This window comes from Enterobacter cloacae complex sp.6700776, from assembly GCF_048284255.1.
Taxonomy (GTDB): Bacteria; Pseudomonadota; Gammaproteobacteria; order Enterobacterales; family Enterobacteriaceae; genus Enterobacter; species Enterobacter intestinihominis.
The window spans coordinates 696,647-721,909 of record NZ_JBLVYK010000001.1 but is presented as its reverse complement, the minus strand read 5'-3'; the positions used below and the strand labels follow the sequence as shown (position 1 = coordinate 721,909).

At 57.7% G+C, this 25,263-nt stretch carries 8 protein-coding genes; 4 read left to right on the top strand and 4 right to left on the bottom strand.

The window, feature by feature from the left end; translation table 11 throughout:
• The first annotated feature begins 24 nt into the window (after positions 1–24).
• From ACNQ0T_RS03525 to ACNQ0T_RS03515, 3 genes are all read left to right on the top strand, one after another.
• Positions 25–18,033, top strand: a complete 18,009-nt coding sequence (locus tag ACNQ0T_RS03525) for an Ig-like domain-containing protein (RefSeq protein WP_417929582.1) — start codon at positions 25–27, stop codon at positions 18,031–18,033.
• A 176-nt stretch (positions 18,034–18,209) separates the two neighbouring features.
• Positions 18,210–20,375: a type I secretion system permease/ATPase gene (locus tag ACNQ0T_RS03520; protein WP_417929580.1), complete on the top strand. Its 2,166-nt coding sequence runs from the start codon at positions 18,210–18,212 to the stop codon at positions 20,373–20,375.
• Complete coding sequence (locus tag ACNQ0T_RS03515) at positions 20,372–21,547, top strand: HlyD family type I secretion periplasmic adaptor subunit (RefSeq protein ID WP_048966890.1); 1,176 nt, start codon at positions 20,372–20,374, stop codon at positions 21,545–21,547. Before ACNQ0T_RS03520 ends, ACNQ0T_RS03515 begins: the two co-directional genes overlap by 4 nt.
• A gap of 33 nt (positions 21,548–21,580) precedes the next feature.
• On the opposite strand, the gene ACNQ0T_RS03510 is transcribed toward ACNQ0T_RS03515, so the two are convergent.
• Positions 21,581–22,465 (bottom strand): hypothetical protein, encoded by an 885-nt coding sequence (locus ACNQ0T_RS03510; RefSeq protein WP_023300064.1) that lies wholly within the window; start codon positions 22,463–22,465, stop codon positions 21,581–21,583.
• A gap of 286 nt (positions 22,466–22,751) precedes the next feature.
• Between ACNQ0T_RS03510 and ACNQ0T_RS03505 the strand changes: the two genes are divergently transcribed.
• Positions 22,752–24,209 carry an EAL domain-containing protein gene (locus ACNQ0T_RS03505; protein ID WP_417929578.1) on the top strand — a complete coding sequence of 486 codons (1,458 nt, stop codon included), beginning with the start codon at positions 22,752–22,754 and terminating at the stop codon, positions 24,207–24,209.
• 85 nt (positions 24,210–24,294) lie between these two features.
• Here ACNQ0T_RS03505 and ACNQ0T_RS03500 read toward each other — a convergent pair whose 3' ends face one another.
• The 3 genes from ACNQ0T_RS03500 to ycgZ form a co-directional block, all read right to left on the bottom strand.
• The gene (locus ACNQ0T_RS03500) at positions 24,295–24,573 is read right to left on the bottom strand and encodes a biofilm development regulator YmgB/AriR family protein (protein WP_075208094.1); all 279 of its coding nucleotides are present in this window, start codon (positions 24,571–24,573) and stop codon (positions 24,295–24,297) included.
• A gap of 23 nt (positions 24,574–24,596) precedes the next feature.
• Positions 24,597–24,896 carry a hypothetical protein gene (locus ACNQ0T_RS03495; RefSeq protein WP_023300066.1) on the bottom strand — a complete coding sequence of 100 codons (300 nt, stop codon included), beginning with the start codon at positions 24,894–24,896 and terminating at the stop codon, positions 24,597–24,599.
• 112 nt (positions 24,897–25,008) lie between these two features.
• Entirely contained in the window at positions 25,009–25,248 is a 240-nt protein-coding gene (gene ycgZ / locus ACNQ0T_RS03490) for a regulatory protein YcgZ (RefSeq protein WP_003857265.1), read from the bottom strand.
• Positions 25,249–25,263: the final 15 nt, after the last annotated feature.

Genomic DNA, 25,263 nt, shown 5'->3' with positions numbered 1-25,263 from the left:
ACGCGCACCTGCAAGGAGAAGAATATGAGTAACGCAAAAGTTGTTGATGTTATCATTCGAAAAACGGCAGAAAAAACGAAATTAACCGGTGAAGGGAATCTCTCGGTCTCTATTTCATCGCCGAGCGTGATTGAAATTCAGGGTTCTGCTCAGGACGTGGTGCGTTATGTCCGCCAGGGGAATGACCTCCTCATTTATATGAAAGATGGCAGCGTGATCCGCTGCAATAATTATTTTGTCGAAGACACGGAAACCCATAATCATTCCGAACTGGTATTTAACGATAACCAGGAGTTGACGCATATTTCATTTGCCGATGCCGGGGAAGCATCAGGCGTTGCCGCCACCGAATTAACCGCCCAGGCTGCACCCATTAGCAGCATTGAACCTTTTCTGGAGCAGGGAAGCGTCTTAAGCGATGCGCCGTGGGGCTGGATTGCCGGAGCGGCGTTGGGAGGCGGTGCGATTGGCGCACTGCTGGCTCACGGCGGTGACGGCGAAACCAAAACAAAAGTTATTGATAATACGAAAGAAGTCGAAAGCGCCACGCCAACATTTTTGCTGACGGATAACGCGGGTGACAAGCAGGGGGTGCTGAGTGCAAAAGAGGTCACGGATGATAACACCCCAACCTTCAGCGGTACCGGGCAGCCGGGCGCGACCATTCAGGTTAAAGACAGCAGCGGCAGCACCATCGCCAGCACCATGGTCGCAAAGGACGGCACCTGGACGGTAACACTTCCGACCCAGGCGGAGGGGGAACATACCTGGTCCGTCGTCCAGATCGACGGCAGTAAAACGACCTCTGCGGGCAGTATTACCGTAACCGTTTCTACAGCGGATACCAGCGTGACGCTCGCCACCACGGCGGGCGATAACGTGATCAACGCCAGCGAGCAGGCCGCTGGCTTTACGCTGTCCGGCACCAGCAAAAACCTGGCGCAGGGAACGGCGCTTACCGTCACGCTGAACGGTAAAACCTATTCCGCAGAAGTGGGGGCAAACGGCGCATGGAGCGTGAAGGTGCCTGCTGCTGACGCGCAGGCGCTGGGCGATGGTACCTGGACGGTCAACGTCAGCGGCAAAGACGCGGCGGGCAACACCGTGACCGGCAGCCAGACGATTGGCGTCGATACCGCTGCGCCAGCGATTTCTGTCGACACGATCGCCCAGGACAACATCATCAACGCGGCTGAACATAATCAGCCGCTGACGCTGACCGGAAAAAACGATGCGGAAGCGGGCCAGATTGTGACGGTCACGCTGAACGGCAAAAATCACACGGCGACCGTGGGCAGCGACGGCACCTGGTCCGTTACGCTTTCGGCCAGTGAAGTACAGGCGATGGCTAACGGCGAGCACACCCTGACGGCAAACGTCAGCGACAAAGCGGGTAACGGGGCCTCCACCACCGCCGATTTCACGGTCGATACCGTAGCGCCAGTGGTCACTATCAACACTGTCGCGGGCGACGACATTCTGAACACCAGCGAGCAGGGGCAGGCTCAGATTATTTCCGGCCAGGCGAACGGCGCGGCGGCGGGCGACGTTGTCACCGTGACCGTTGGCGGCAAGACCTTTACCGGTGTCGTCCAGGCGGACGGCAGCTGGAGCGTCGGCGTGCCTGCCTCTGTCATTGGCGCGCTGGGTGAAGGTAGCCACAGCATTTCGGTCTCCGTGACCGATGCGGCGGGCAACACCGGCAGCGCGACGCACGGCATTACGCTCAGCGGCAACCCGCCGGAATTTACCCTTGACCCCATCAGCCAGGATAACGTCCTGAATGCGCTGGAGGCCATGCAGCCTCTGAGCCTGAGCGGGACCAGTAATCTGCCGAACGGCAGCGCTGTCACCGTGACGTTGAACAACGTTAACTATCAGGCCACCGTTGAGAATGGTAGCTGGTCCGTTCAGGTGCCGGTTTCCGACGTGCTGGATCTGGCGAATACCCTTTACACCGTGAGCGTCAGCGGCACCGACAGCGTGGGTAACAGCGGCTCCGCCGAGGCGAATCTGCTGGTCGATACCGCGCTGCCGCAGGTGATCCTCAACACCTTTGCCGGGGATAACCTGGTCAATAACGCCGAAGCGGCGGTTGACCAAACCCTCAGCGGACGCGTCACCGGCGCGGCGGCGGGCGATACCGTCTCTGTCACCGTGGGCGGCAAGAGCTACACCGCGACGGTTGGCAGCGACCTGAAATGGAGCGTGACCATCCCATCGGCCGACCTTCAGGCGTTTGGCGACGGCGAGTTAACCTTCAGCGCCTCTGTCACCAATGCGCACGGCAACACCGGCACCGGCGAACGTGATATCAACATCAACGCCGAACTGCCGGGCCTGCGCGTGAACACGATCTCTGGCGATGACGTGATTAACGCCATTGAACAGCAGCAGGATCTGGCCGTGACCGGCTCCAGCACTCATCTGGCCGAAGGCACACAGATCACCGTCACCATCAATAATGTTGAATACGTCACCACGGTTAACGCCAGCGGCAGCTGGCAGATTGGCGTGCCGTCGGCGGACCTTCAGGCATGGACGGCGGGAGGCATGACCGTCAGCGTCAGTGCGGAAGATGCCTGGGGCAACACCGTGGCGGCTGAACACCCGATCGAGCTTGACCTGAACGCGGTGGCCGTCACCATCGATACCGTAACCACTGACGATAGGCTCAACGCGGCGGAAAAAGGCGCGGATGTCACGCTTTCCGGTCAGACGCAGGGCGTAGAGGCCGGGCAAACCGTGGTGGTGAAATTCGCGGATCAAACCTTTACCGCAAAGGTGCAGCAGGACGGCTCCTGGCGCCTGACCGTTCCGGCGAGCGCGATGGAAACGCTGATCGACGGGCGGGCGCAGGTGAGCGTCAGCGTGACTAACGTCAACGGCAACAGCGCGGACGCCTCACGCGTGGTGATTGTCGATACGCAGCCGCCAGCCATTACGCTTGATAACCTGACCGACGACAACATCATTAATGCGGCAGAAGCGCAGCAGGATCTGGTGCTCAGCGGCAGCACAACCGCTGAAGCGGGCCAGACGGTCACCGTGACGCTGAACGGTAAATCTTACCAGACCACGGTCCAGGCGGACGGTCGCTGGCAGTTGAACGTGCCTGCCGCCGACGTTGGCGCGCTGACCGATGGCAATGTCACCGTCACGGCCACCGTCAGTGACGTGGCGGGCAACAGCAGCAGCGCGGACCGCGTTGGGCTGGTGGATGCCACCGTGCCGCAGGTGACCATCAACGATTTCGTCACCGACACCAACACCGTTAACCAGCTGGCCCATTCACAGGCGCAGATCCTGAGCGGCTCCGTCACCGGCGCGGCGGCGGGTGATTTGGTCATCATCACCATCAATAACGTGGACTACACCACCGTGGTGGATGCGGCGGGCAACTGGAGCCTCGGCCTGCCTGCGTCCGTCGTTCAGGGGCTGACGGACGGCACCTGGACCATTAACGTCTCCGTGACCGATCGGTCCGGCAACACCGGCAGCAGTTCAGTGGATGTGGTGGTCAATACAGTCACGCCTGTAATCGGTATTAATACGCTGGCAGCGGATGACGTGATCAATGCGGCAGAGAAGGGCGAAGATCTGCTGCTTTCCGGTACCAGCAACCAGCCGGAAGGAACCACCATCACCGTTAATCTGAACGGTATCAACTATGCAGCCACCACCGACGCCAGTGGCAACTGGAGCGTTACCGTACCCGCCTCTGCGGTGAGCGCGCTGGGTGAAGCCAATTACACCGTGACGGCGAGCGTCACCGATAATGTGGGCAACAGCGCCTCTGCCACGCACGATGTGCTGGTGGACAGCTCGCTGCCGGTTGTTACCCTCAACAACGTCGCGGGCGACAATATCGTTAACGCGGCGGAAGTGGCCGCAGGGCAAACCCTGACCGGGAAAGTATCGAACGCGGCATCGGGCGATACCGTCACCATTATCATCGGCGGGCAGACATACACGGCTACCGTACAGAACGATCTCACCTGGAGCCTGCCGTTAACCCAGAGTCAGTTAACCGCGCTCGGCAACGGCGACCTGACCGTCTCGGCCAGCGTGACGAACGCGCACGGTAATACCGGATCGTCTTCCCTGGATGTCACCATTGACGCCCAGCTGCCCGGCCTGCGCATTGATACCGTCGCCGGTGACGACGTCATTAACGTTATTGAACACGCGCAGAACCTGGTTATCTCCGGCACCAGCACCGACCTGGCGGCGGGTAGTACCGTCACCGTGAGCATCAACGGCAAGAGTTATTCCGCCTCGGTACTGGCGGACGGCACCTGGCAGGCTGCGGTTCCGGCCGCAGACGTCTCCCGGTGGGCGGATGGAGCGCTCACCATCAGCGCCAGCGCGCAGGATACCTCCGGCAACCCGGTGAACATCGGTACCGTGGTGGATGTCGATCTCGCCCCGGTGGCGATAAGCATCAACAGCGTGACGGACGACAACGTGCTGAACGCGGCAGAAAAAGGCCAGGATCTGGTGCTGTCCGGCTCCTCCTCGAACGTTGAAGCGGGCCAGACCGTTACCATTATCTTTGCGGGTAAAACCTGGGCCACGATGGTCGATGCCAACGGCGACTGGACCTGCACCGTACCGGCTGCCGATCTGAGCGGCCTGAAGGATGGCGACGCCAGCGTACAGGTTAGCGTAACCAACATGAACGGCAACGCGGCCTCTTCCTCGCAGGCATTCAGCGTCGATACCGCCGCGCCAGCGGTCACCATCAACACCATCAGCGGCGACAACATGCTAAATGCGGCAGAGGCGGCGCAGGACCTGACCCTGAGCGGGACGTCTACTGCCGAAGCAGGCCAGACGGTCACCGTGACCTTCAACGGCAATCAGTACACCGCCCAGGTGCAGGCAAACGGCAGCTGGACGCTGGATGTACCGGCGGCGGATCTGGCGGGGATCGCAGACGGTAGCGCGGCGGTCACGGCGACCGTGTCCGATAAAGCGGGCAACCCGGCCAGCGCGGGGGCGTCCGTGCTGGTCGACACTACCGTGCCGCAGATTACCTTCAACATTGTGGCGGGCGACGACATTGTTAATATTGCCGAGCACGGCCAGGCGCTGATTGTCACCGGCAAGGTGACGGGCGCGCAGGCGGGCGATGTGATTACCCTGAGCCTGAACGGCAAAGACTACACCGCCATGCTGGATGCGTCCGGCAGCTGGAGTGTGGGCGTTCCGGCGACCGACGTGGGCGCGCTGGCAAACGGCGAGCAGACGATCTCTGCGACCCTCACCGATAAAGCCGGTAACAGCACCACCGCGACGCACGCGTTTGACGTCTCCCTGACCGCGCCGGTGGTTGCCATCAATACCCTGGCGGTTGACGACGTGATCAACGCGACCGAGAAAGGCCAGGATCTGCTGGTGTCCGGCACCAGCAACCAGCCGGACGGAACCACCATAACGGTGACCCTGAACGGTATCAGCTATACGGCCACCACCGACGCCAGCGGCAGCTGGAGCGTCACCGTTCCGGCGGCAAACGTCTCTGCGCTGGGTGAAGCAAGCTACGTCGTAACGGCGAGCGTAACCGACACCGCAGGCAACAGCGCGAGCACCGGCCACAGCGTGCTGGTCGACAGCGCGCTGCCGCAGGTCACCATCAACCCTGTCGCCACGGACGATGTCATTAACGCCGCGGAAGTGGCTGCCGGGCAGACCCTGAGCGGCAAAGTGAGCGGCGCGGCGAGCGGTGACACTGTCACTATTTCAGTCGGCGGCCATACCTATACCGCGACGGTTCAGGACGATCTGAGCTGGTCGGTCAACGTGCCGTCCACGGTCTTAACCGCCATCGGTAACGGCGAACTGACGGTGTCAGCCAGCGTCACCAACGGCCACGGCAACACCGGAACCGGCGAGCGCGACATCACTATAGACGCCAACCTGCCGGGCCTGCGCGTCGATACCGTGGCGGGCGACGATGTGATCAACAGCATTGAGCACGCGCAAAACCTGATTATTACCGGCTCCAGCGACGGGCTGGCGAGCGGCTCTGCGCTGACGGTCACCGTTAACGGCAAAACCTACGCCGCAACCGTGCTGGCGGACGGGACATGGAGTGCAGCCATTCCGGCGGCTGACGTCGGCGCGCTGAGCGCAGGTACAGTCACCGTGACCGTTGACGGCCAGAGCGCGGCGGGTAATCCGGTTTCCATCAGCCATGACGTGAAGGTGGATCTGGCGCCGGTCGCCATCAGCATCGACGCCATCGCTACCGACGACGTGATTAACGCAGCCGAGAAGGGTGCGGATCTGGTGCTGTCCGGCTCGACCACCAACGTGGAAGAAAACCAGACCGTTACTATCATTTTCGGCGGTAAGACCTATAGCGCGACGGTGGATGCCAGCGGCCACTGGACGGCGACCGTACCGTCTGCCGATTTGGGCGGACTGAAAGACGGCGACGCCAGCGTGCAGGTCAGCGTCACCAACGTGAACGGCAACAGCGCCTCGGCGGGCCGCGAGTACAGCGTGGACGCCACCGCGCCGACGGTGTCCATCGAGATCGTCAGCGACAACAACATCATCAACGCGGCCGAAGCGCAGCAGGATCTGGTCGTTAACGGTGTCTCCAACGCCGAAGCGGGCCAGACCGTCACCGTGACGCTGAACGGCGTGGACTACACCACCACCGTACAGGCGAACGGCAGCTGGAGCGTCACCGTACCGTCTGCGGATGTCGGCGCGATTACCGACGGCAGTTACACCATCACGGCAGCCGTCGCGGATAAGGCGGGTAACCCGGCCTTGGCGGACCGCGATGTGCTGGTGGATACCACGGTGCCACAGCTGACCATTAACGCCGTTTCCGACGACGACGTGATCAACAGCGCCGAGCATGCGCAGGCGCTGATTGTCACCGGTTCCGTGACCGGTGCGGAGGCGGGCGACGTGGTGACCGTCACCATCAATAACAAAGATTACACGGCGACCCTGGACGCTTCCGGCAAGTGGAACGTGGGCGTGCCTGCGGTGGACGTGAGTGCTCTGACCGCAGGGGATCACACCATCACCGCGGCGCTGACCGATAAAGCCGGAAACAGCAACAGCACAACGCACGAGGTTGAAGTCAACCTCACCGCGCCGGTGCTGACCATTGACACCGTGTCCGGTGACGATGTGATCAACTACACCGAGAAAACTCAGGATCTGACCATCACAGGTACGGCTTCCGGGCTGGCGGCGGGCGCGGTGGTGACCGTGATGCTCAACGGCAAAGCGTACAGCGCCACGGTAGCTACCAATGGCCAATGGACTACAACCGTTCCGGCGAGCGAGGTGGGGCAACTGGGTGAAGCGCTTTACACAGTGTCGGCCTCCGCAACGGATAGCGTCGGCAACAGCACCAGCACCTCGCACACCGTGAACGTGGAATCCGTTCTGCCTGGCGTCATCATCAACATCGTGGCGGGCGACGACGTGATCAACGCTGCGGAGCTGGCAACCGGCCAGACCATCAGCGGTAAGGTGGTGAATGCCGAAGCGGGTAACACCGTGACCGTGACCATTGGCGGCAACAGCTACACCGCAACGGTGCAGAGCGATCTCACCTGGTCCGTTAGCGTGCCGGAGTCTGTGCTGACCGCGCTGGGCAACGGCGATTTAACCGTGTCAGCCAGCGTCACCAACGGCGTGGGCAATAGTGGAACGGGCGAGCGCGAAATCGTGATAGACGCGAATCTGCCGGGCCTGCGCGTGGACACCGTGGCGGGCGATGACGTGATTAACAGCATCGAACACGGGCAGAATCTGATTATCACGGGTTCAAGCGACGGCCTGACGGCGGGTACGGCGCTGACCGTCGCCGTAAACGGTAAAACCTATGCGGCTACCGTGCTGGCAGACGGCACCTGGAGTGCGGCGATCCCTTCTGCGGACGTGAGTGCCCTTGCCGCAGGCACGGTCACCGTGAACGTTGAAGGCCAGAGCAGCGCGGGCAATCCGGTGACTATCAACCATGATGTGACGGTGGATCTGGCAAACGTCGCCATCAGCATTGACGCCATCGCTTCCGATGACGTGATCAACGCCGCCGAGAGGGGTGCGGATCTGGTGCTCTCCGGCACCACCTCGAACGTCGAAGAAAACCAGAACGTCACCATCACCTTCGGCGGCAAGAACTACACCGCCACGGTGGACGCTGAGGGTAAATGGACCGCCACGGTGCCGTCTGCGGATCTGACCGGTCTGAAAGAGGGTGATGCCAGCGTGCAGGTAAGCGTCACCAACGTGAACGGCAACAGCGCCTCGGCGGGGCGCGAGTACAGCGTGGATACTACCGCGCCGTCCGTGACCATCAACACGATTGCCACAGATGATATCCTGAACGCCACGGAAGCGCAGTCTGACCTGGCAATCTCCGGCACCAGCACCGCCGAAGCAGGCCAGACGGTGACCGTATCGCTGAACGGCAAAGATTACACCACAACCGTCAGCGCGAACGGCAGCTGGACGCTGAACGTGCCGGCAGCTGACCTTGCAGGATTAACCGACGGCAGCGTCACCGTGACCGCGGCCGTCAGCGACAAGGCGGGTAACCCGGCGTCGGTGGACCACACCCTGACGGTGGACGTCACCGTTCCGGCAGTGACCATCCACACCGTGGCAGGCGACGACGTGATTAACGTGGCTGAACACAAGCAGGCACAGATTATCAGCGGCTCCGCCACCGGCGCGGCGGCGGGCGATAAGGTCACCGTCACGATCGGCGGCCAGACTTACACCACCGTGCTGGACGCGGCGGGTAACTGGAGCGTGGGCGTTCCGGCAAATGTGATTTCAGGCCTCAGCGACGGCACCGTGACCGTCACTGCGTCTGTCACCGACGCGGCGGGCAACACCGGCAGCGGCACGCATAATGTGACCGTCGATACCGGTCTGCCGTCGGTCAGCTTCAACGCCATCAGTGATGACAACGTCCTGAACGCCGTTGAAAAAGGGCAGGACCTGAGCGTCAGCGGCACCAGCGCCAACCTGACGGAAGGCACCGTGGTGACCGTAATTCTGAACGGTAAAAACTACACGGCGACAACTGCGGCAGACGGCACCTGGAGCCTGACGGTTCCGGCGGCGGATCTGGCCGGTCTCGGTCAGGCCAGTTACACCCTGACCGCGACCGCCACCAACGGCGTGGGCAACAGCGTGAGCAACACCGCGAACCTGCTGGTGGACACCGCGCTGCCAACCGTCACCATCAACACCGTGGCGGGCGACAACGTGATTAACGCGGCGGAAGTGGCGGCAGGTCAGACCCTGAGCGGCACCGTGGCGAATGCCGAAGCGGGCAACACCGTGACCGTGACCATCGGCGGCAACAGCTACACCGCAACGGTGCAGAACAATCTGTCCTGGTCCGTCAACGTGCCGTCTGACGTGCTGACAGCACTCGGCAACGGCAGCCTGAGCGTGACGGCAACCGTCACCAACGGCCACGGCAACACCGGGACCGGCGAACGCGAGATCGCTATCGACGCTAACCTGCCGGGCCTGCGCGTGAATACCGTGGCGGGTGATGACGTGATCAACACCATTGAGCACGCGCAGAACCTGATTGTTTCAGGCTCCAGCGACGGGCTGGCGCCGGGCACGGCGCTGACGGTTACCGTCAACGGTAAAGATTACGCGGCAACGGTACTGGCAGAGGGCACCTGGCGCGCGGCGATCCCGTCCACCGACGTGAGCGCGTGGCCGGAAGGCACCGTGAAAATCAGCGTTACCGGCGACAGCGCGGCGGGTAACCCGATCACCATCAGCCACGATGTGACCGTGGATCTGGCGAGCGTTGCCATCAGCATCAATGCGCTTGCCACCGACAACGTGATTAACGCGGCGGAGAAGGGCGCGGATCTGGTGCTGTCCGGTGCGACCACCAACGTGGAAGCCGGGCAGACCGTGACCATCAGTCTGAACGGCAGGATCTACACCACCACCGTGGACGACAGCGGCAACTGGACTTACACCGTGCCGTCAGCGGATCTGGCTGGCCTGAAGGATGGCGACGCCAGCGTGCAGGTGAGCGTCACCAACGTGAACGGCAACAGCGCGTCTGCGGGCCACGAGTACAGCGTGGATGCTACCGCGCCGTCCGTGACCATCAACACGATTGCCACAGACGATATCCTCAACGCCACGGAAGCGCAGTCAGACCTGGCAATCTCCGGCACCAGCACCGCCGAAGCGGGCCAGACGCTGACCGTGTCGCTGAACGGCAAAGATTACACCACAACCGTGAGCGCGGACGGCAGCTGGACGCTGAACGTTCCGGCGGCGGATCTGGCAGGATTAACCGACGGCAGCGTGACGGTCACTGCCTCAGTCAGCGACAAGGCGGGTAACCCGGCGTCGGTTAATCACACTCTGACGGTGGATGTGACCGTTCCTGGGGTGACCATCCACACCGTTGCAGGTGACGATGTGATTAACGCGGCTGAACACAATCAGGCGCAGATCGTCAGCGGCTCCGCCACCGGCGCGGCAGCGGGCGATAAGGTCACCGTCACGATCGGCGGCCAGACTTATACCACCGTGCTGGACGCGGCGGGTAACTGGAGCGTGGGCGTTCCGGCAAATGTGATTTCAGGCCTCAGCGACGGCACCGTGACCGTCACTGCGTCTGTCACCGACGCGGCGGGCAACACCGGCAGCGGCACGCATAATGTGACCGTCGATACCGGTCTGCCGTCGGTCAGCTTCAACGCCATCAGCGATGACAACGTCCTGAACGCCGTTGAAAAAGGGCAGGACCTGAGCGTCAGCGGCACCAGCGCCAACCTGGCGGAAGGCACTGTAGTCACCATGACCCTGAACGGTAAAAACTACACGGCGACGACTGCGGCAGACGGCACCTGGAGCCTGACGGTTCCGGCTGCGGATCTGTCAGGCCTCGGTGAAGCCAGCTACACCCTGAGCGCGACGGCCACCAACGGCGTGGGCAACAGCATCAGCACTACGGCGAACCTGCTTGTCGATACCGCGCTGCCAACCGTCACCATCAACACCGTGGCGGGGGACAACGTCATCAACGCGGCGGAAGTGGCCGCAGGCCAGACCATTACCGGTAAGGTGGCGAACGCGGACATCGGTAACACCGTGACGGTGAACATCGGCGGCAACACCTATACCGCGACGGTGCAGAGCGATCTGACCTGGTCCGTTAACGTGCCGGAATCCGTCCTGACCGCGCTGGGCAATGGCGATTTTACGGTGTCAGCAACCGTCACTAATGACCATGGCAATACGGGAACGGGCGAGCGCGATATCACTATCGACGCCAGCCTGCCGGGCCTGCGCGTGGATACCGTCGCGGGCGACGATGTGATTAACAGCATCGAGCATGGACAGAACCTGATTGTCACCGGCTCCAGCGACGGACTGGCGGCAGGCACTACGCTCACCGTGACCGTCAATGGCAAAACCTATGCGGCCTCCGTGCTGGCAGACGGTACCTGGAGCGCGGCGATCCCGGCAGCAGACGTCGGGGCCCTGGCTGCGGGCACGGTTACCGTGACCGTTGCAGGCCAGAGCGCGGCGGGCAATCCTGTGACCATCAGTCATGACGTGACGGTGGATCTGGCGGCAGTCGCTATCAGTATTGATGCGATTGCTACCGACGACGTGATTAACGCGGCAGAAAAAGGCGCGGATCTGGTGCTGTCCGGCAGCACCTCGAACGTAGAGGAAAACCAGACCGTTACCGTCACCTTCGGCGGCAAGTCTTACACCGCCAAAGTCGATGCCGACGGCAACTGGACGGCCACCGTGCCTTCCTCGGATCTTGCGGGTCTGAAAGACGGCGACGCCAGCGTGCAGGTGAGCGTGACCAATGTGAACGGCAACAGCGCGTCTGCGGGCCGGGAGTACAGCGTCGATGCCACGGCGCCAACCGTGACCATCGACACGGTAGCCGGCGACAACGTGATCAACGGCAGCGAAGCGGCTGCGGGCGTGGCCATTTCCGGCACCACCACGGCGGAAGTCGGTCAGACGGTAACCGTAACCTTCGGCGGGAACAGCTACACCGCGCAGGTTCAGCAGGGCGGCGTCTGGAGCGTTAACGTGCCGGGCACAGACCTGTCCGCCCTGGCGGATAACGGCTACACCGTGCAGGTGAGCGTGAGTGACGCCGCGGGTAACCCGGGCAGCGCGGGTAAAGCGATTACGCTTGATACCACACCGCCGACCGTCAGCTTTAACGTTGTGGCGGGCGATGACGTCATCAACAGCGTGGAGCACGGGCAGGCGCAGATCGTCAGCGGCACCGCAACCGGCGCCAGCGTCGGCGATAAGCTGATTATCACCATCGGTTCGAATCAGTACACCACCACCGTTGACGCCAGCGGCAAATGGAGCGTGGGCGTTCCGGCCAGCGTGATTTCCGGACTGGCCGACGGCACCGTAACCCTCAGCGCGACTATCACCGACAGCGCAGGCAACAGCAGCACTCAGACCCATGACGTGGTGGTAAATACCGCATCGGTCGCGCTGACCGTCAACACCCTCAGTGGTGATGACGTGATCAATGCGGCAGAAGCGGGCGCGTCGCTGGTTATCAACGGTTCCAGTGCGCAGTTCGCCAGCGGTACGCAGGTCACTATCACCCTGAATGGTAAGAGCTATACGGCCACCATTCAGAGCGACGGCGCCTGGCAGACCACCGTTCCGGCCGCCGACGTGGGCGCTCTGGCCGACGGCGCGAGCTACCAGGTTTCTGCTTCGGCGCAGGACAGCGCCGGGAACAGCGCCTCGGCGACGCATACCATCAGCGTGGACACCACCGCGCCGGTGATTAGCGTGAACACGTTGTCGGGCGACGACGTGCTGAATGCGGCGGAAGCTCAGCAGCCGCTCACCGTACACGGCTCTTCCAGCGCGGAAGCAGGCCAGACGGTGACCGTCACGCTGGGCGGAAAAACCTACACTGCGCTTGTCGGCAGCGATGGCACCTGGACGCTGGACGTTCCGGCGGCAGACCTGGTCGCACTGAGCCAGGGTGCGCTGACGGTGACCGCCGTGGTCAACGATAAAGCCGGTAACAGCGGCCAGACGACCCATACCTTAACGGTCGATACCGTCGCACCAGCCGTCACCATCAGCACCGTGGCCGATGACGATATCGTCAACAACGCCGAGCAGCTGGCGGGGCAGACTATTAGCGGGACCACCACCGCGGAGCAGGGCCAGACGGTGACCGTCTCCTTCAACGGGCACAGCTATCAGGCGACCGTTGGAGCAGACGGTTCGTGGTCGGTCTTCGTGCCGGGCCGCGACTTCCTCGGCCTGAGCGATGGGGATTACACCATTACGGCTACGGTGAGCGATAAGGCGGGTAACCCGGGCAGCGCAACACACGACGTGACGCTGAACGGCGACGTGCCGACCATCGTCATCAACACTTTTGCCCAGGACGATATCGTCAACGCCGCCGAGCACGGCACGCCGCTAATTGTCAGCGGCACCACCGACGCGCCTGCGGGCCAGACGGTGACCATTACGCTTAACGGTAAAACCTACACGGCTAACGTTCAAAAGGACGGCACCTGGAGCTATACGGTCGGCAGCGCAGACGTGACCGCGCTGGCGGACGGCGGTTCGTACGTGATCAATGCGCAGGTGAGCAACGCCATCGGCAACAGCGCCAGCGATAACCACAGCGTCACCGTGGATCTCACCGCACCGTCAATGGGGATCAGCATTGATTCCCTGCAAAACGATACCGGCCTGAGCGCGAGTGACTTCATCACCAACGATAAGCAGGTGGTGGTGAACGGTTCGCTATCGGCGCAGCTCGGCAATAACGAGAAGGCGCAGATCAGCCTCGACGGTGGTTCAACCTGGATTGACCTGACCGTGACCGGCACCACCTGGCGCTACACCGATGGGCGTACCCTGACGGACGGGACGTACCCGTACCAGGTGCGCGTCATTGATAACGCGGGCAACGTCGGGGCAACGGACAGCCAGGACGTGGTAATCGATCTGACGAAGCCTGCGGCGACGAGCATTACCGTGGATTCCGTCTCGCAGGATACCGGCCTGTCCGACAGCGACTTCATTACCAGCGACAACCAGATTAGCCTGAAAGGGACGCTCGGCGCGGCCCTGGGCAGCGGCGACCACGCGCAGATCAGCCTGGACGGTGGCGCGACCTGGACTGATGTGAGCGTCAGCGGTCTGAGCTGGACCTACGTTGATGGCCGCACGCTGGCCGACGGAGACTACAACTACCAGCTGCGGGTGATTGACGACGCGGGGAATATCAGCGCCACCACCAGCCAGGTGGTGACCATTGATACCGTCGCGCCGGACGCCAGCAAAACGATCGCTATCGACAGCATCAGCGACGATACCGGCCTGAGCAGCAGCGACTTTATCACCAATGATACCTCCCTGACGCTGCACGGCTCGCTCGGCGCAACGCTGGCCGACGGCGAATATGCCCAGATTAGCATCGACGGCGGAGTCAGCTGGCAGAACGTGATCGTCACCGGCAACAGCTGGTACTTCGTGGACGGCCGCACGCTGGGTAACGGCACCTATGACTACTATGTGCGGGTAATAGACATCGCGGGTAACATTGGTGGGTCGGCATATCAGAAGGTGACCGTGGACCTGGTGGCGCCTGATAGTGCGATTACCGTCAGCATTGACAGTATTTCAACCGATACGGGCTATAGCGACAGCGACTTCCTGACTAATGATACGTCACTGACTATCAATGGTTCGATTGGTGCGCCGCTTTCCAGCGGTGAATATGTGCAGATCAGCGTCGATAACGGTTTGACCTGGCAGTATGTCACGATGAATGGCAACCGCTGGAGCTTCATCGATATCCGCGATTTGCCTGAAGGGGAACATACCTATCAAGTTCGGGTTGTAGATTTAGCGGGGAATACAGGCGCAACGGCTGAGCAGGTGGTTACCGTCGATCTGACGCCGTCTAACACCGCAGCGACAATTATTAGCTATACGGATGAGGTAGGCTCATCACGCGGTGAGTTTAGTGCTGGCACGACAACAGACGATCGTTTGCCTGTGCTAAACGGCACGTTGTCTTCCTCGCTTTTGACCGGCGAGCTGGTGCGTGTGTATCGCGCCGACGGCACCTTGCTTGGCGAGGCTGACGTAAACGGTACTTCCTGGTCCTTCGCCTTGACGGATCCGCTGGTAGATGGAGAAAAAGGGGAATTTTATGCGGTCGTTGTCGATGCCGCTGGAAATGAAACCACACCTTCACCTGTGTTTGATTTCACCGTTGATTTGCAAATGTATGTAGAGGTGCAGGATACCCTGGATACCACGCCGATTATCACCGGCCGCGTTGACTTCGAGATCCTCGATGGTGAATACGTTGAAGTGACGGTCAACAATGTGGTTTACAGTTCTCGCAATGGCGTTGTCGTTGTTGATCCTAAGAACAGTACCTGGTACGTGCAGATCCCTGACGCAGACGCCCTGGCGCTAGGCACATATGATGTCAAGGCTGCACTTTACAAAGCTGACGGCACGCAGATCACGGCGGATGACTCCGCGAACGAGCTGACGGTATCACCGACGCCGGAAATAAGTTTTACCTCGACCGCAGCCTCTTCGCAGGATACGGGCACGGCACTGACTCTGGCTGAAGATGGCTCATGGAGGATCCTCAGCAATTCTACGGTCTTTACCCAGAACGCAACCAGTTCGACGACGTTAGGTTCATTCAGCTCCGTCGCAATCAGTGGTCCGGACAGACAGCAGCAATCAACATTTGTCGACTTTGACCGTGATGGCCTGATGGATATCCTCGGTGCAGATACCAGTTATGCAAATGGCCAGCAGTCTTTCAAATACAATGCGGACGGCACCTACACCACCTTCCAGGTGGGTTCTAATGGCGTTGCGGGACAGACAAATGATGTCAATGGCAACACATGGAGTTGGTACGGCGGCGTAATGGGCATTGATATTGATGGGGATGGATTTGTCGACATGGTATACGGCGATGGATCTCCAAACGATTCCAACGCACCGGGTGGCTATGATACGCAAATCGTAATGAACACGGACGGCACTATTATCGGCTTTGACAAAAGTGGTGCTTATGTTGAAACCGCTACAACCCAGGATGGGGTGGCATCGACCAACAATAACAATGCGCAAATGAGCCGCGATCTCTCTGGCGTGGATCTCAACAATGATGGCTATGTCGACATTGTGTATCACGGGACGGTAGGCACCAACTATACCTCAGGCGGAGGCTCCAGCAGTGCGAATACCCGACTGGTGGTCGCGACCAATGGCGTGGATGCAAACGGTAATTATACGCTGACCAATACACAGATTGTGACGGGGGTTTTCTATGGAAATCAGGGGACGACGAGTAATTATTACACCACTATGACCTGGGCCGACCTTAACGGCGATGGCTATATGGATCTCTTTGTGGGAGGGCTAACCGGTCAGGGTAACGCCACCAGTGCCGTTTTCTACAACGATGGTGCCGGGAATTTAACCGCGGCGGCTAACGGTGTGGGAACCGGGTCGAATGTTCAGACCTTCGGCGACAGCGTAAACAGCATGACCTCGCTGGCGGTGGACTGGAACGGTGATGGCAAGATGGATCTGATCGAGATTGCGGGCGCAGCGGGCAGCACAGTTGCCACTAACGCCAACAATATCGGCATGCTCTGGCTCAACAATGGTGTGAACGCCGGTACAGGGCAGGTTAACTGGTCATCGCAAACGCTGTTAACGGGCGCAAATCAGGGCAGCACTAACGTCACCACGGGAGCACTAGCGCTCGACCTTGATTATGATGGCGATCGCGATTTAGTCGTGTTCCGCGCGGCGGGTGGCAAGACGGAGTACATCGAAAATACCAGTACCATCAACGATGGAACCAGCATCATTCTGCGTATTTCTGACGCCAACGGTATTAACGCCTTCTATGGTAATACGGTACTGCTGGTAGACGAGAGTACCGGTAAAGTTGTTAGTTCACAGGTCATTAACCCGCAGGGCGGCGTGAACATGAACGATTCGACAGGGCTGGTGTATTTCTACGGTCTTGATGCGAGCAAGTCTTACAGCGCTGTACTGCTTTCTAATGCTAATGACTTTGGCGGTGTTTCGTCCGTCAGTTTCGACTCTTCCGGGACAACGAATACCATCGAGAACGTCAACGCTTCCTGGGCGGGACTCAAAGCGGTAGAGAAGAACCATGCCTATGTATTGACCGCAGAAAATGGGGATGCAGTCGTTGATAGCGCCCAGGCCGCAACGGATGGAAGCAATTCAGTAGGTATTGTAGGAACAGGTTACAACGACACGCTATACGCAACGGCCGGTACGCATATTTATAACGGTGGCGGCGGTAGCCGCGTGGTATCCGATGTGAACGTCTGGACCGCCGAAGGGGGAATGGATATTGTCGATTACAAGCTCGCTGGTTCGACAGCGCTGAATATCGATCTCAGTAAGACCGGTATGCAAGATACAGGTTTTGGTTCTGCACGGTTTGTCAACATTGAAGGGCTGGCTGGTGGAAATGGTGACGATGTCTTTACAGGCAATACCGCGGATAACTTCTTTGAAGGCCGCGGCGGTAACGACACCTTCAGCATCGGCAGCGGCGGTCAGGACACGCTGCTCTATAAGCTGATCAACGCGTCTGACGCGACCGGCGGCAACGGTAGCGATGTGGTGAACGGCTTTACTGTCGGTACCTGGGAAGGGACGGCGGACACGGACCGCATCGATCTGCGCGACCTGCTTTCCGACAGCGGCTATACCGGCACCGGCTCGGCGAGCTACGTGAACGGCGTGGCGACGCTGGACAGTAGCGCGGGCAACATTGCTGACTACATCCGCGTGGTGCAGAACGGCAGCAACACCGAGATCCAGGTTGACCTCGACGGGACGGGCGGCCAGTTCTCGCCAACCACCCTGGTGACGCTGAATGGCGTGCAGACGGATCTGGCGACGCTGCTGGCAAATCATCAACTGTTAATTGCGTAAAACAACGCCGCGGGGAGCGATCCTCGCGGCTTTTTGCGTTTCTTTACATTAATAGCCATAACCCTCTATTTCACAAGATTATTTTGCGGGCTTGTTTAGGTAACGTTCGATTTCTAATCATCTCGCAAAGGTATCATTTCAGTGCGAAATCATCGCCCTGAACAGGACGTAGCATTATGAAGACACATCCACAGTACGAACCCTGGTTGCAGGGCATGCTCATCATCGCTAAGCACTATCGGCTGGATTTTTCGGCGGAGCATGTTCGGGTCACGATTAACCATGAAAGCCAGTCTTCGCACCAGCTGGTGCTGGAGGAGATGGCGCGCCAGCTTGGGCTGGGGATGCGTTGGGTAGCGGCGGAAGCCGTATCGCTCGACCCGTGGCGCTTACCGCTGCTGGCGGAGTTCACCGGCGGGCAAATCGCGGTCATCAACCGTATGGACAACGAAGGGAACATCAGCGTGCAGTTCAGCGGCGACGGCGGCCTGGAGACGACGCTGACGCGTGACGAACTCGGTTCGCGGTTAAAAGGGCTGATGGTGCTGCGTCCCCTGGAGTCCACGCCGGATGCGCGCGTGGATGATTACATCAAACCCTATGAGAAAAACTGGTTCTGGCAGCTGGCGCTGAAAGACTGGCGTCGTTACAGCGATATTATGCTGGTGGCGCTGGTCGCCAACGTGCTGGCGCTCTCCGGCATGGTCTTTTCCATGCAGGTGTATGACAGGGTGGTGCCGTCCCAGTCGGAAGCCACGCTGTGGGTGCTGTTTGGCGGCGTGATGATCGCTATCGTGTTTGAATTCATCATGCGCATGCTGCGGGTGCATATTTCGGATGTGGTAGGGAAACGCGCCGACCTGCGTATTTCCGAGCGCGTGTTTGCCCACGCCCTGAGGATTAAAAACGGCGCACGGTCGAAATCGACCGGGTCGTTTATCGCCCAGATCCGCGAGCTGGAGTCGGTGCGGGAGCTGATCACCTCCACCACCATTGCGGCCATCTCCGATCTGCCGTTCTTCCTGCTGTTCGTCTTCATTCTGTGGATGATTGGCGGCCCGCTGGTGCTGGTGGTGCTGCTGGCCGTGCCGCTGCTGCTCATTCCCGGCCTGCTGGTGCAGCGCCCGCTGGGAAAACTCTCCAGCGAAGGGATGCGTGAATCGGCGATTCGTAACGCCACGCTGGTGGAAGCGGTGCAGGGGCTTGAGGACATCAAGCTGATGCGCGCCGAGCAGCGGTTCCAGAACCAGTGGAATAACACCAATGACGTTGCCGCCAGCGTCGGCATGAAACAGCGCTGGCTGACGGGGCTGCTGCTGACCTGGACCCAGGAGGTGCAATCTATCGTCTACGCCGTGGTGCTGCTGGTGGGCTGTTACCTGGTCATCAGCGGCGACATGACCACCGGTGCGCTGGTGGGCACCTCGATTCTGGCGTCCCGCACCATTGCGCCGCTGTCGCAGATTTCCGGCGTGCTCTCCCGCTGGCAGTCAGCAAAGGTGGCCCGCAAGGGACTGGATGACCTGATGCAGCGTCCGATTGACGATCCCCAGCACGGCAAAAAAGTGCATAAAGCCCACCTGCGCGGTGATTATCAGCTGGACGACGTCGGGTTTTATTACGACGAAGAAGAGAAGCTCACCGTGCTGAACGTCAGCAAACTGCGCATTCGCGCCGGGGAGCGCGTGGCGGTGCTCGGGCGGAATGGTTCGGGGAAAAGCACCTTGCTGCATCTGCTGGCGGGAATGCAGGAGCCACAGCAGGGCAGCATTTTGCTGGACGATATTGCTCTCAATCATCTTGACCCGGCTGACGTACGCCGCGATATGCAGCTGCTCAGTCAGCAGGCGAGGCTGTTCTTCGGCTCCGTACGCGACAACATCCTGATGGGTAATCCGCTGGCGACAGACGAGGAAATTCATCAGGCGCTGGTCAACAGCGGCGCGCTGGAGTTTGTGCGCAAGCAGAAAATGGGGCTGAACACCATCATCAACGAGGGCGGAATGGGGCTTTCCGGCGGGCAACGTCAGGCGCTGCTGCTGGCCCGCGCGCTGATCACCTCGCCGAATATTCTGCTGCTGGATGAACCCACCGCCTGGCTGGATGAGGTCAGCGAGAAGCAGTTTATCCAGCATCTGCACCAGTGGCTCGGTAAGCGCCGGACGCTGGTGGTGGCGACGCATCGTCTGCCGATTCTGGACCTGGTTGACCGCATCATCGTGCTGGAAAACGGCAAAGTGGTGATGGATGGCCCTCGTGATGCCATTTTACGCCAGCACGGAATGGCCCCGCAGCAGGCGCCGCAGCGCACGGTTAAACTGAAAACGGAGGGCGTGGCATGAATGATTTCTCCCGCTTTAATAGCCGACTGAAGGAGCCCCGCCTGCCGCGATCGTCGCTGGTGGCATGGTCGCTGTTTGCCCTGCTGGTGGTGTTTATTACCTGGGCCAGCCTGTTCCAGCTGGATGAGGTCACTACGGGCAGTGGCAAGGTGATCCCGTCCTCCCACGAGCAGGTGATCCAGTCCCTGGAAGGGGGGATTATCCACAATCTGATGGTGCGCGAAGGCGATATCGTCGAGCGTGGTCAACAGCTTGCCCAACTGGACCGGACGAAAACCGAGTCCAGCGTGCTTGAGAGCGAGTCTCGATTAAATGCTGCGATGGCGACAGCCGCGCGTCTGAATGCTGAAGTGAACGACACCGGGCTGACATTCCCGGCAGAGCTGGATGACGACGTTGAGCTGGTTAAACAGGAAACGGCGCTTTACCAGTCTCGTCGCGAAAGCCTTGAAAAAGGGCTGGCGGGTTTACGCCAGGGAGCGGATCTCGTGCAGCGTGAACTGGCATTAACGCGCCCGCTGGTGACGCAGGGGGCGGCCAGTAAGGTCGAAGTCTTACGCCTTGAACGCCAAAAAAATGAGCTGGAGAGCAAAATCACCGAGATGAAAAACCAGTACTACGTTCGCGCCCGCGAAGAACTGGCGAAAGCGAACGCGGAAATCGAAGCGCAGCGTTCGGTGATGAAAGGGCGCGAAGACTCACTCACCCGCTTAACGTTTAATGCGCCGGTGCGTGGCATCGTGAAAGACATTGACGTGACGACGGTTGGCGGGGTGATCCCGCCGAACGGCAAACTGATGAGCCTGGTACCGCTTGATGACCAGATGGTGATAGAAGCGAAAATCTCGCCGCGCGATGTCGCGTTTATCCATCCCGGGCAAAAAGCGCTGGTGAAAATCACCGCTTATGACTACTCCATTTACGGCGGGCTGGAGGGGGAGGTGACGATGATTTCACCGGATACCCTTCAGGACGAGGTGAAACGGGATGTTTATTATTATCGCGTTTATATCCGTACAGACAGTAACCATCTGACTAACCGGCAGGGCAAGGAATTCCCGGTGTTTCCGGGCATGATAGCTACGGTTGATATCAAAACCGGCAGTAAATCCGTCATTGATTATCTGCTGAAACCGTTAAATAAGGCAAAAGAGGCGCTGCGCGAGCGATAAAAAAGGCGTTCAGCAAGCCGAACGCCCGTCAGTTCAGAGTGTAGACGTCATGTTGACAGCATGGCGTCGTTCTTTTGGTACCACATTGATGTAATGTGTGACATAGGCAAAATATAAACCGGCATAATTTTCGACAAGTTCGATAAATGCCGGGTAAATGGACATCCGGCCATCGCCGCGATCTTTAAGATAACCAGCCTCCTGTGCCGATTTGATAATGCGGTTGACGTGAATACGCGAGACGAAAAATTCTTTTGCAAGTGTGCTGGCTGAATACGCTATTATGGCACCGTATGCTGTTTTGTTTTTAATGGCTTGCAAATAGAGATAGAGCATAATCATTCGGCCACCATCCTTATCAATAAATAAACCCACCTCCGGAAGTACTTTACTGAATGTTAATCCGCGGAAAAGGTATTCTGCGGCGCGCCGGAAAAAGTTGTGCCTGAGTGTGTCATTGTCCAGAAGATTAACATTAATGTTGAATGTCGGATAAAGAATGCTAACAGGCGTGAACGCCCCGGACATATAGCGTTTAAGCTCATCCAGTCCTTTTTCCGTAGGCGCGATTTTTGTTTTTCGCCGATCTTCGGTACAGCGCCAGGTCTTAATTCGCCCGGTGGTTTTAAGTATGGTGATGATCGCAATAACGCTGTTAGGGCTGGCGATATTATAGCGTGAGCACAGTGCCTTAATCTCCGAGACCGACTCAGCCTGATTGCCAAAAACAAAACAACATATTGAGAGTATTATATTGAACCGTGATTCCTGAAGCATCGTTTTGTAGAACAGGGGTTGTTTTTTATAAATGGCGTCATTGATTCTGTAGTGTTCTATTATAGCTTCACTAAATCGCGGGTTGTTTTTAATGACATCCCGTCGATGTAGCAAAGCTCTGGATGAGATGTGATTATCCATAGCATTTTCTCTTTTTTGTCTGAGCCGATGAGAAGAAGTGCCCGGACTTCTTTTTCGGAATTTTCATTATACCTTGAGAAAGTCCTGGTTACTGTTGTTATATGAAAAGAAAATGATATTTATGCTGCATATGGATGAGTCGGTTGATTAACGCAAAGATGTTCATGTGCATAACATTGATAACGGTTTATTAACCAAATGGGGTGCGGTAAAATTATTCAACGCGACAAGGAGTATTGGCTTTAATTACATATGGGAATGATGTTTGTATTCTCAGGAGCAGGTTATGTCTCAAAATTCACCTTCTGTGCAAGGTACTTGCTACAAGCAACGGTTTGTTATTTCAGCCTGCGGTTTCACCTTTGAAGGGTATAGCCTGCTTCTGAAATCTCGAGGCGTACACGCCACGCGACTCCATTTTGAAGAGGATGAAATATGTTCCGTTGACGTTGAAAAAATGATGGAAAATCAATCGCCCGAGGTTTCGGTTTTCCTTGGTCGTGACGTTGCTACTTTTCTTGAAAGCCTGAAGCGCTTGGTATCCGTTCTGAATGCACTGCCAGTGATTTGCAGGGTCACCCTGTATGGTGCACTACCTGAGCGATGGCTTAATGCAACGTTGAGAAGTCTCGTTAATAATACAAAAAAGCTTTCCACGATCAGGGTAGAGAATATTACAGAAATAATGGGCTTTGTAAAAAATGAGACAGATGAGCGTGCTGGCCCTTCACGCTTGTTGCGTAACGTACCGGACAAGGAGGGTAAAGAAAATTTGCATGGGTTAACACATCGCGAGTTAACCGTGCTACTGAATTTCTATCGGGGTATTTCCATAAAAGAGCAGAGCAAGAGGTTAGGGCTGTCAGATAAAACTATTTATACCCATCGCAAGGTGGGTTTGGGTAAATTATATATTATCAGAGTATGGTTTAGCGACTCTCGCGTTTTCAGAGATGAGGTTTGTGCAGTAAAAAATAAAACAAAAGTGTTTTCGGAAACGGAAATAGATATATTACAAGCGTTACATAAACGGGAAATCTTTGCAGCTTATCAAATTATCACTGATAGTGATAAAAAAGGAGTTGGATTTGAAATCCTGCTGCGCTGGCATAAAAAAGGTGAGATCCTGAAGCCAACCTATTTTCTGGGAGGGATAAAAAATAGTGAAATATGGCTCAAGCTAACGGCGTTAGTCATCCATGCGGCCGTATCAGGTATCAATAAATACAATGGAAAATATTATTTTTCAGTTAACATTCCTCCTCAACTTGCTTCGGGGAACGCGCTGCCGGGGATGGCCAAAAAGGCCGTCGAAATGTTACTCAAACCGCAGTGGGCCGGGAAACTGGTCTTTGAACTAGCTGAAACGATTGACGTAACAAAGGATAAAAATATTCCCGAAACACTCCAGCGTTTACGCGCCGAGGGATGTCGGCTTTTTCTGGATGACTGTTTTTCAAAATATCATGCTATGCTGCCCATCAGACTGATTAATGTTGATGGACTAAAGCTTGATCGCGATATTGTTGAGCACTTTGTGGCTAACGACAAAGACTATAGCATTATTAAAGCGATACAGGTTTACAGCGACATGACGGGGACCGAATGCGTTGCGGAAGGCGTCGATAGCGAAGAAAAATTTGAAAAACTTGTCGCGTTAGGGGTTAAGCGATTCCAGGGTTATTATCTTTCCCGCGCGGTTAAAGAAGAAGAGTTGGATCGAATGGTACGGCTATTTAGTTAACGGCTTCACTATGCTGGTGGTACGACAGACTACAGTATTCGACCACCAGTAAAAAACACCCACTCACCGTCGCAATAGTGTATTCTCAGATATCATCACGCGTAAAGCCGACAACAATTTCAAGTGTGTTGCGAATGACATCGCAGGCTTCAGGCTCCTCGGTAATTTCAAGGGCGTGAATCAGTTGCAGGATGATCTCTTTATTCGAAAGGTTGTCACCGGTCAGCATAATACAGCGTATTGCCGAGCCTAACACTTCAACTTCACCACTGAGATGCTTTCCAGCATTAAGAAAGTGTTCCGCCAGTCCTTTATCGTGCAGGGCTTCAAAATTATACGTCTGGTGCATAGTCGCTTTACTCATGGTGGTCACCGTCTCGGTTAAAATTAGTGTTTCTTATTTGGGCTCAGAAGCGTGTTGTGAGTAAAGAGAGAGCGCATGCGGCCAATATCATAATCGCCCATCACTCTTCCCCGGTCGTGCGATACGCCGGTTACACGCTGGCGCACTTCATCTTCAGCGGCAATCAATGCATTTTTACGCTCATCATTTGATTCAACGTTAGCCATCGCCAGCAGGCGATTAGCAAGAGACGCAAAGGTAATAGGTCCGTTCTCTTTCAGTATGGATAATACGGCCTCACCGATAAGGTCATCCTTAAGTCGTTCAAATTTAGTTCTATGCATAGCTTAATCTCACTCTGCTACACGCGGCTGTAGCATGGGGTTAGTCATCGCATCCAGATGCTCTATTCTCACTCAGCATGACTAACTTAGTAAGTTAAAAACAGTGTTCAGGTTAACGCTCGAAGAAGAGGGCTATCAAACCGTTATAGTGCGCTTTCTCAACGTCAGACGTTGATTCTTCAATTCTGCGCAACAGCTTTGTACAAATTGTCATTCTGCTCAGTTGTACATTTTCTTTGATGATCTCACTGACGATGGCACCAAGGGTTTCCTGCTGTGTTGGGACGTTATCCTTGTTAAAATACAAGGTTATAGCGCTTTCTGCTGTAGAGGGAGCATGGTTGCGACGCATAATTTTCCACCGTTG